The 8,536-nt window shown below is 68.7% G+C and carries 7 protein-coding genes and 1 pseudogene; 3 read left to right on the top strand and 5 right to left on the bottom strand.

The window, feature by feature from the left end; genetic code table 11:
- Both VGS97_RS06400 and VGS97_RS06395 read left to right on the top strand, forming a co-directional pair.
- Window positions 1-445 (top strand): annotated as a pseudogene (locus VGS97_RS06400) (hypothetical protein); the annotation flags it as partial.
- Between the two features lie 514 nt (window positions 446-959).
- A complete protein-coding gene (locus VGS97_RS06395) occupies window positions 960-3,197 on the top strand; it encodes a ricin-type beta-trefoil lectin domain protein (protein WP_326852295.1) in 2,238 nt (745 codons plus the stop codon).
- Between the two features lie 204 nt (window positions 3,198-3,401).
- On the opposite strand, the gene VGS97_RS06390 is transcribed toward VGS97_RS06395, so the two are convergent.
- Window positions 3,402-3,941 (bottom strand): Lsr2 family DNA-binding protein, encoded by a 540-nt coding sequence (locus VGS97_RS06390; protein ID WP_326852294.1) that lies wholly within the window; start codon window positions 3,939-3,941, stop codon window positions 3,402-3,404.
- Between the two features lie 526 nt (window positions 3,942-4,467).
- Between VGS97_RS06390 and VGS97_RS06385 the strand changes: the two genes are divergently transcribed.
- Entirely contained in the window at window positions 4,468-5,400 is a 933-nt protein-coding gene (locus tag VGS97_RS06385) for an MBL fold metallo-hydrolase (RefSeq protein WP_326852293.1), read from the top strand.
- A 105-nt stretch (window positions 5,401-5,505) separates the two neighbouring features.
- Here the strand turns inward: VGS97_RS06385 and VGS97_RS06380 are convergent, their stop codons facing one another.
- The 4 genes from VGS97_RS06380 to VGS97_RS06365 form a co-directional block, all read right to left on the bottom strand.
- Window positions 5,506-6,603 carry an acyl-CoA desaturase gene (locus VGS97_RS06380; RefSeq protein WP_326852292.1) on the bottom strand — a complete coding sequence of 366 codons (1,098 nt, stop codon included), beginning with the start codon at window positions 6,601-6,603 and terminating at the stop codon, window positions 5,506-5,508.
- Between the two features lie 86 nt (window positions 6,604-6,689).
- A complete protein-coding gene (serS, locus tag VGS97_RS06375) occupies window positions 6,690-7,982 on the bottom strand; it encodes a serine--tRNA ligase (protein ID WP_326852291.1) in 1,293 nt (430 codons plus the stop codon).
- 30 nt (window positions 7,983-8,012) lie between these two features.
- Window positions 8,013-8,180: a hypothetical protein gene (locus tag VGS97_RS06370; protein ID WP_326852290.1), complete on the bottom strand. Its 168-nt coding sequence runs from the start codon at window positions 8,178-8,180 to the stop codon at window positions 8,013-8,015.
- A gap of 85 nt (window positions 8,181-8,265) precedes the next feature.
- The coding region (locus VGS97_RS06365; protein ID WP_326852289.1) for a phosphatidylglycerol lysyltransferase domain-containing protein at window positions 8,266-8,536 on the bottom strand (271 nt) is incomplete at its 5' end.

Genomic DNA, 8,536 nt, shown 5'->3' with positions numbered 1-8,536 from the left:
CTTCGAAAGCGGCGTGGCAACCCCGTGGTCGCTGAGCGCGGGCGTGCTGAACAACAGCACTGCCGAGCCGGCGCACTCCGGTAGCTGGGACGCCTGGCTCGACGGCTACGGCACCACCCACACCGACACCGCCTCGCAGTCAGTGAGCATCCCGTCAACCTGCAAGAACGCGACCTTCTCGTTCTGGCTGCACATCGACACCGCGGAAACCACCACCACGACCGCCTACGACACCCTCAAGGTGCAGGTGCTCAACAGCTCCGGCTCCGTCGTGAGCACGCTGGCGACGTACTCGAACCTGAACCACATCAGCGGGTACGCACAGCACAGCTTCAACCTGGCCTCGTTCATCGGCCAGACCATCACCCTGAAGTTCACCGGCAGCGAGGACGTCTCCCTCCAGACCTCCTTCGTGCTCGACGACAACGCGCTCAACGTCTCCTGACGTTCTAGCGCAGCTCGTCCAGCCGCGGTGAGCGGCAAATGGGCGGGGCGGGACCGTGGTCCCGCCCCGCCTTCTTCTTTGTGTCGCATGCTTGACGAGCTTCTGGTTTAAGAGTTTAATCACAACTCGAAATAAGCCAGGCCCGGAGGACGTCCGCAGGTGCGGCGTGGTGCGTCCCGGGGCCGGTTTCAGCCGCTCGGCGCGGCGGTCACGGTTCCGCCGGACCATCAGGGTCCGGCGGCCGCACACCCTGGACGGGGCACGAGCCGCGTCCAGAAAGGCAGCGCCGACGATGGCCTCTGAGCGCCAGACCGCGATCCGCGCACGGTGTCCGCACACCGCGGCTTCGGATGATGCGATTTCTCCCGTGCCCGTGCCCGGCCTCGCCCGGCCGGGCAGGCCGTCGTCTTCTCGCTGAGTCCGGGCACACGACCGCCCGTGCCGGGGCGGCCGTGTGCCCACCGCCGACGCGACACCGTCGCGACAGAACTCTGAGAAACCAGGGGAACTCCCGATGCGACATTCAGCCCCACCGCGCTCCGCCGACCCGCACCGCCGGCCGAGCCGCTCTCTGATCGCCGCCTTCGCGGCGGCCGCCGTCGCCGCGGCGCTGGGCCTCGTGGGCGCGACCGGCGTCCTCGCCGCGCCCGCGCACGCGGCCGACGTGACGGCCACCGGCCAGATCACCGGCTACCAGGGCCTGTGCCTGGACGTGCGCGGGGCGAACAGCGCCGACGGCACGCCGGTCCAGGTTTACACCTGCAACGGCACCAACGCGCAGTCCTGGACCGTGGACAGCACGAACAACACCGTGCAGGCGCTCGGCAAGTGCCTGGACGTGACCGCCGCCGGAACCGCCAACGGCACCCTCGTGCAGCTGTACACCTGCAACGGCACCGGAGCCCAGGTCTGGCAGCCCCAGTCCAACGGCGAACTCGTCAACACCAACTCCGGCAGCTGTCTCGACGACACCGGCTGGGGCGGCTCCGGCACCCAGGTCCAGATCTGGGCCTGCGGCGGCGGCCAGGCGAACCAGACGTGGACGATCCCGACGCCGAGCGGCAACCCGAGCCCCAGCGCGAGCCCGACCGGCAGCACGGGCGGCGGTACGCCGAACTTCGGCTCCAACGTGCTGATCTTCGACCCGTCGATGTCGAGTTCGTCGATCCAGAGCCAGATCAACTCCGTGTACAACACCGAGCAGACCAACCAGTTCGGCACCCAGCGTTACGCCCTGCTGTTCAAGCCGGGCACGTACAACGTCGATGTGCCGGTCGGCTTCTACACGCAGGTGCTCGGCCTCGGGCAGTCGCCGACGCAGACCACGATCACCGGTGGCGGCGTGCACGCGGACGCCAACTGGAACGGCGGCAACGCGACCATCAACTTCTGGCGCGACGCGGAGAACCTGACCACCAGCCCGTCCTCAGGCGCCACCACCTGGGCCACCTCACAAGCCACCCCGCTGCGCCGGATGGACGTCAACGGCTCGCTGGCACTATCGCTCAACGGCTGGTCCTCCGGCGGCTTCATCGGCGACTCGGTCGTCACCGGCCAGGTCAACTCCGGCAGCCAACAGCAGTACATGCTGCGCAACGACCAGTTCGGCAGCTGGACCGGCTCGAACTGGAACATGGTGTTCACCGGCTCCACCGGCGTACCCGGCCAGAGTTTCCCGAACCCGCCGTACACCACGGTCTCGACCACGCCGACCATCTCGGAGAAGCCGTACCTCTACGTCGACTCCTCCGGCAACTACAACGTGTTCGTACCCGGCAACCGCGGCAACTCGCAGGGCACCAGTTGGAGCAACGGAAACACGGCCGGAACCTCGCTGCCGATCAGCTCCTTCTACCTGGCCCACCCCGGCGACAGCTCGGGCACCATCAACGCCCAGCTGTCCGCAGGCAAGAACCTGATCTTCACCCCCGGCGTCTACAACCTCGACGGCACGGTCAACGTCAACAACCCCGACACCGTCGTACTCGGCCTCGGCATGGCGACGCTGGTATCCGGCAACGGCACTGCCGCGCTCTCGGTGGCGGACGTCAACGGCGTGCGCGTCGGCGGCCTGATCATCGACGCCGGCGCGACGAACTCGCCGGTGCTGATGCAGGTCGGCCCGTCCGGTTCGAGCGCGAGCCACGCGTCCGACCCGACGGTGCTCTCCGACGTGTTCTTCCGCATCGGCGGCGCGACGGTCGGCAGGGCGACCCAGACGCTCGTGGTCGACAGCGCCAACGTGATCGGCGACGACCTGTGGCTGTGGCGAGCCGACCACGGCAACGGCGGCACGGTCGGCTGGACCACCAACACCGCCGCCAACGGCCTCGTGGTCAACGGCGCCAACGTCACGATGTACGGACTCGCCGTCGAGCACTACCAGCAGACCCAGGTCCAGTGGAACGGCAACGGCGGCAAGGACTACTTCTACCAGAGCGAAATGCCCTATGACGTGCCGGACCAGTCCTCGTGGATGAACGGCTCGGCCCGCGGCTTCGCGTCGATCGCCGTGGCCAACTCGGTGACCAGCTTCCAGGGCTACGGGCTCGGCGTGTACTGCTACTTCAGCACGAACTCGTCCGTGGTCGCCGACAATGCATTGACCTCACCCAACGTCTCCGGCGTCGGCTGGCACGACATGGTCACCGTCTCGCTCGGCGGCACCGGCACCATCAACCACGTCATCAACGGCGTCGGCAACACGGTGAACTCCGCCAGCACCGTCGCTGACCTCACCAGCTACCCGTGACAGCCGATCCGGCGGTGAGACCGGCGCGATCACTACCGAGATCCGGTACTGAGATCAGCGGCTGAAGACCGCCAGCCACGCCGCCCGTCTGCGCATGCGATCCGCATCGCGCAGACGGGCGGCGCCATTTCTACGTACTCTGCTTCTGCGTACTGCGCGTGTCTTGCGTGTTCGTCCAGACCGACTGTGGCGCGCACGCGGGAGCTACTCGTGCGCGAGCGTGTAGGCGGAGCGGATCCGCCCCGGAATCGCGCCGCGCTCGCCGACTTCGAACCCGTTGGCGCGCGCCCATTCGCGGATTTCGGCAGTGGCCTGACTGGCCGCGGTCACCACCGGCTTGGCCGCCCGGCGCGAGACGCTCTTCTTGCGGGCGCCCTTCGTCACGGAGGCGGGCCGACGGCCACCGCGCCGGGCCGGACGCTCGGTGCGCGAAACGGAGGCCGTGACCGAGTCGTCGTCGAAGACCTCTTCCACCTCGGACTCGGACTCGGCTTCGACCTCCGCCTCGGCTTCCTCGTCGTCGTCATCGTCCACGGCCGCCGTCTGCGGCACGGCCACGGGCTCGACCGGGCCGCCGTCCACGTGCGGATGCCGCACGGTGACGACCGGACCGAAGAACTCGCGCAGTTTATCCGCGCCCGCCGGCGAGAGATCGAGCTTGATCGACTGACCGGCTATGGTGACCTCACAGATCTCCACATCACGGTCCGTGCCGGTGATGTCGCACACACGTTTGAGAGCCACAGCGTTTCCTTTCTATCGTCTAATTCGCATACCTTAACGCCCTCGTCAACTGGTCAGGTTCACTGCGGTGGCTTTTTATCCGCGCCGTGGCGGCTCGCATCGCCCCAGCCCACCGGCCGTGCCGCCGCGCCACCGCGTTTCGCCGCGCGCACAGCGGGTGCCCGGCAGTTCGAAAAAGAAAACCAGAGTTCTGATTCACTTCGCCGAATTCGCAGGTAATCGCGCGGACGGCGACACGCCATGCGTCAGTCGTTCGGCGAAGAGCCAGAGGAATACTTCGTCGGATCCCGGGTTGAACGCACTTGCGAGCGCTGTCGCGACATCCGCGCCAGGTACTCGGGGTTGTGCACTGCGCATCGGGACTCTTCGAGTTTGGCCGGGGCTTCGCGTGCGACGGTAGGCTCGTCCGCCGCCGCGCGTCGGCCGACCCTGCGCCGCGCACCCTCCTGAGTTCGAAGAGCGGACATCGGGCGCCGGTCCGGCTACCCTCGCTGCGCGTCCATCACTTGTGACTTCAGGAGCCTTCGTGAACGGCAGCGCCACCAGCGCCCGCGTCGCAGACCCGTACCTGCAACAGATCACCGACCGTGTCCATGCGTATATACAGCCTGATGGCGGTTGGTGTTTGAACAACGCCGGGATCGTCATCGGGGACGATCAGGTTCTGCTGGTGGACACGGCGGCGACGGCAGCGCGTACGTTCGCATTGCGCGACGCGATCGCCTCACTGACCGACGCTCCGGTTCGCACCTTGGTCAATACGCACCATCACGGCGACCACACGCACGGCAATTTCGTATTCGCGGACACCGCGCGCATCATCGGGCACGAACTGTGCCCGGACGAGATTCGAGCGCAGGGACACATGCTCGAACAGTTGTGGCCCGCCGTCGAGTGGGGTGAGATCAAACTCACAGTGCCCACCGAAACCTTCGAGTCGAGCGCGGCGCTCGACATCGAGGGCGTCGACGCCCGGCTCGTGCACATCCCGGCGGCGCACACGACCAACGACACGGTCGTGTGGCTGCCCGCGCAGCGCGTGTTGTTCAGCGGCGATCTGATCTTCTCCGGCGGCACGCCGTTCGTCCTGATGGGCTCGCTGTCCGGATCGCTCGCCGCGCTCGGCATGCTGCGCGCCTTCGACCCGCTCGTCATCGTGCCCGGACACGGACCGGTCACCGACGCGGGCGCGATCGACGCGACCGAGCAGTACCTGACCTGGCTCACGCGGATCGCAGCCGACGCGTACGCCCGCGGCCGCAGCCCGCTCGAAGCCGCGCGGGAGGCCGATCTCAGCCCGTTCGCGCACCTGCACAACCCCGAGCGGCTGGCCGGGAATCTGCACCGCGCCTACGCGGAGATCGGCGGAGCCGCGCCGGGCGCCGAGCTCGATCTGGGTGCTGCGATTTTCGACATCGCCGGGTACGGCGACGGCACGATGCCCGAATGCCTCGCGTGAGCGAGGGCTGAACGGCAGCTGCCGGGAGCGCGCCGGTCCCCGCCGCGAGAGGTCTCGGGGCGGGGACCGGCGTTTTCGGGTGGGGCCTGTGCAGGTCGGCCAGGGCTACGCGGACTGGCCGGCCAGTCCGCGCCGCACCGGCGCGCTGACCTCGTACAGGAAGCCGGCGACCTCGCGGTAGGACGCGAAGAAGCCGACCTCGTGGTACGGAATGCCGTACTCCTGGCAGTAGTCGCGCACGATGACCCGGCAGCGGCCCAGGTTCATCTGCGGCATCGCCGGGAACAGGTGGTGTTCGATCTGGTAGTTCAGCCCGCCGTAGAACCAGTCGACGAACCAGGACGGCCGGATGTTGCGCGAGGTGAGCACCTGCCGCTCCAGCCAGGTCAGCGACTCCTCGCCGTCGCGGATCTCCATGCCCTTGTGGTTCGGGGCGAAGATCATCCCGAAGTAGACGCCGAGCACCGCCTGCTGGATGACCACGAACAGGATCGCCTTCACCGGCGAGAGCACCAGGAAGACGCTGGTGAGGAAGATCGCCGCGTGGGCGAGCAGCAGCGTGCCCTCGACGACCGGCTGCTTGAGCGTGCGGCCGGTAAGCGCCTTGTAGGCGATCCGGTGGATCTTGACCGACTCCCAGACCAGCAGTACGAAGAACAGCACGTGCTGGTAGCGCACCACGAGCTTCTGCCGGCCGCGGCGGCTCGGGTACTGCTTGATGTCGAAGATGATGGTGCGCCGGCCGATGTCCGGGTCCAGGTCCAGGTTGTTCGGGAAGCTGTGGTGCCGGTTGTGGTGGGTGACCCACCAGCCGTAGCTCACGCCGTTGATCAGGTTGGCGTGCAGCAGGCCCATGGCAGTGGCGGCCCGCTTGCCGCGGAACATCGCCTTGTGCCCGGCGTCGTGCCACATGAACGCGCTCTGCGCCCCGCTGACCCCGAGGAGCGCGGCGATCGCCAGGTTCCACCAGGAGTCGCCGATCAGGACGAAGGCGGCGAGGCCGCCCAGCAGCAGCAGGAGGTTGCGGGAGAGGGCGAAGAAGTAGGCGACCGGACGCAGATCGAGCAGCCCCGCGGCCTTGACCCGCTCGGACAACTCGGGGAAGCGTGCTCCGGCGGACGCGAAGGACGCGGCGACCGGATCGTAAAAGTCCGCGCCTTGCGTCGCCACGGCGGTGGCGACGGCGGCTTTGCGGTCCTGCATGATCGGATGTCTCCTTCGGGAATCGGGCGCTGACGGCTGCGGCCCGGCGGTGCGCCGGGCCCATTCACTCGTTCGCTCGGCGCGCTTCAGCGGTCGGCAGCACCGTCCGGGGCGATCCGGCTGAAGCCGGTGTACGGGACCAGCGCCGACGGGATCAGGACGCTGCCGTCCGCCTGCTGGTGCTGTTCGAGGATGGCGGCGAGGGTGCGCCCGATCGGCAGCCCGGAGCCGTTGAGCGTGGCCGCCGGGCTCTTGGCCCCGCCCTGGCCGCGTACCCTGATGCGGGCCCGGCGCCCCTGGAACGTGCCGCAGTCCGAGCAGGAGGAGACCTCCCGGTACTGCCCCTGGCCGGGCAGCCAGACCTCAAGGTCGTAGGTCATCCGGGCGCAGAATCCGGTGTCCCGCGCGGCCAGCAGCATCACCCGGTAGGCCAGTGCGAGGCGCTGGAGGCAGGCCTCTGCGTGGCCGACCATCGCGGTCAGTTCGTCCTGCGCGCGTTCGGGCGCGCAGATGCGTACCAGCTCCACCTTGCCGAACTCGTGCAGACGCATGACGCCGCGGGTGTCCCGGCCGTAGGAGCCGGCCTCGGCGCGGAAACAGCGCGTGTGCGCGGTCAGCGCGATCGGCAGCGCCGCGGGGTCGAGCACCTCGTCGGCGTGCAGGTTGGTCAGCGGGACCTCGGCGGTCGGGATGAGGAACAGCTCGCGGTCGCCGACACCGGTGCGGAACAGGTCCGCCTCGAACTTCGGCAGCTGGCCGGTGCCGGTCATCGTCTGCCGAGTTACCAGGGTCGGCACCGACCACTCGCGGTATCCGTGCTCTCGGGTGTGCAGGTCGAGGAAGAACGAGGCCAGCGCGCGCTCCAGTGCCGCACCGGCGTCGCGGGCGACCGAGAAGCGGGCGCCGGACAGCTTCCCGGCCCGCTTGAAATCGAGGATGCCCATGCGCTCACCGAGCGCCACGTGGTCGGCGGGTTCGAAGTCGAAGGCCGGAATCGCGCCGACCCGGCGCACCTCGACGGCATCCTGCTCGCCGCCGTCGGGGATGGCGGGGTCCGGCAGGTTGGGCACGGCGAGCAGGAAGTCGGACAGCTCGGCCTCGGCCTGCCGCTGCTCGGTCTCCAGCCGGGCGATGCGCTCCTTGAGCTGCTTCGCCGACTGGTGGCCGCCGGTCACGGCGGCGTCACGCTCACCGCGCCCGGCGCGGGCCTCGCGGGCCAGCCGGTTGGCCTCGGCGCGCAGCTTGCCGATCTGGTCGAGCGCGGCCGCCCGGCGGGACATCAGCGCGCCGAGCGTGTCGAGGTCGAGTTCGTAGCCCCGGCGGGCCAGCGCCTTGACCGCGCCGTCGCCGAGCTCCATCAGGGTCCGTGGATCGTGCACCGGGCACCTCTCCGCGCCGTCGGTCCGGGACTAGCCGAGCAGTTCGTCCAGCGCGAGCAGCGCGCGGTCGGCGTTGAGCGCCGCCTCCTCGCTGTCCGCGTCGGCGGCGATCGCGAAGAACGCCTCCATCACCGCGCCCTGCGCCGCCTCGACCGCAGTCGGTTCGGCGGCGGGTGCGCTCTCGTCCTCGGCACTCATGGCTGGCCTCCGTTGTCCGTGAATCTGTCAGTGGTCTGGCTATCAGCGGTCTGTCGATCAGTGGGCTGATGGAATGGTTCCGAGATCACAGCGCCGCGCAGGCGCGGAAGATGTGGGTGAAGCCGGTCAGGCTCGCCGGGCCCTGGAAGGCCACGTATTCCGGCAGGATCAGGCTCTGCCCCCACTTTTCCTTGTAAGCGAGCTGCGTCTGGGCTGGGTAGACCTCGGCGCCGTGCTCCCAGAGCACGTGCATGAACCAGTTGTAGGCGCGGCTGTAGCCGGGCTGCTCCCACTCGTCGCGCAGCGTCGTGAACGGCGTGAAGCCGAAGTGCAGCCAGGGCACGCCCTCCGCGCGC

The organism is Actinocrinis sp. (assembly GCF_035946395.1).
Taxonomy (GTDB): domain Bacteria; phylum Actinomycetota; class Actinomycetes; order Streptomycetales; family Catenulisporaceae; genus Actinocrinis.
This window is presented reverse-complemented; position numbering and strand designations above follow the sequence as displayed.